The following is a 320-nucleotide window of genomic DNA, read 5'->3' as shown; positions in this document are numbered from 1 at the left end:
GGCCGGCCGCGAGGCCGATGCCGGCCCAGCCACCGACGCCCGACAGGATGGCGAGGTGCTGCTTGCCCTTGTGGGTGTAGGTCATCACGTTGCCGATGACGCAAGAGGAAGTCTTGAACTTGTAGCGGTCCTTGCCAGACTTGGCCTCGCAGGCCTTCAGGTAGCCCTCGAGGGGGCCGTAGACCACGACGTCACCGGCGGTGGGAAGGGCGGCCGGCGACACCGCGAACTGCCCGTGGTGTGATGACTGGAGCTGGCCTCTGGTGGCGCGCGACGCGTCGCAGTAGCACATGCTGCCGTGACGTGTGGGTGATGGTGTC

1 pseudogene is annotated in these 320 nt (G+C 67.2%); it reads right to left on the bottom strand.

Annotation, left to right across the window (positions count from 1 at the left end):
- Window positions 1-320 (bottom strand): annotated as a pseudogene (locus tag MKK58_RS00415) (PQQ-dependent dehydrogenase, methanol/ethanol family); the annotation flags it as partial.

Origin of the sequence: Methylobacterium sp. J-078, from assembly GCF_022829285.1 — a bacterium.
Lineage (GTDB): Bacteria > Pseudomonadota > Alphaproteobacteria > Rhizobiales > Beijerinckiaceae > Methylobacterium.
The sequence above is the reverse complement of the archived record's forward strand: the minus strand, read 5'-3'. Positions and strand labels throughout refer to the sequence as shown.